We start from the raw sequence: 700 nt of genomic DNA, 5'->3' as shown, positions 1-700 counted from the left end.
AGCGAAGGGAGCAACAGAGTCATCAACTCAAGACTCTTCAAGCTGGTCAGCGAGTGATGTGTCCCAGTTCATGAAGGGTGTGAGCTATTCGCAAACCGATAGCCAGGCGTTGACAAATCAATTAGCGCAGGGTTTCAGCCGTTCTGGAAGCGAGTCATTCAAGCAAACCTGGGGCGATAGCTTATCCCAGAACCTATCCAAGTCCGCTTCTGAACTGGTGTCTGCATCGGACACCTTCACAACAATGAGTCAGCTCCAAAACCAAATGGGCTCCATGACTAATACCGACTTTAAAACTCTCGGTGGTGCCGTTGTACAAACCCTTGCGGCCATGAACCAAATGAATGCCTATTTCCGAAATGCCGCGCCGCAATCGGTTAAAGACGAGGCGGCTTCACTACAGCAAAGATACCAAGCCTACGGAATGTCTCCTCAAGTGGCCCAGGCAGCAGCGCGAATGACAGCAATGACCAACTCCAAAAATTACGAACAGGGTAAGGAGCTTGGCGGGTATCAAGCCGCACTACAGGCGATCAATACCGCGTCCGGTCGCAACGGAGCATTTAGTGGTGATGCTTACGGAAATAACGGCATTGAAGGCCCGAATGTTCAAGGCCTACCAGGTCAGGTTCAAGGGGCTGTAGGCAGTGGACCTAACATCCCAACCGGATTCCGGGAGAATGTGGCTGGGATGGCTGGA

General features: G+C 52.0%; 1 pseudogene. It reads left to right on the top strand.

Annotated features, from left to right (window positions below):
- Positions 1 to 244 precede the first annotated feature (244 nt).
- Positions 245 to 700 (top strand): annotated as a pseudogene (locus tag R7R78_RS26400) (conjugal transfer protein TraG); the annotation flags it as partial.

This window comes from Vibrio sp. 2134-1 (assembly GCF_033339495.1).
Note: the sequence above shows the minus strand (reverse complement) of the source record. Positions and strands in the feature narration are given on the sequence as shown.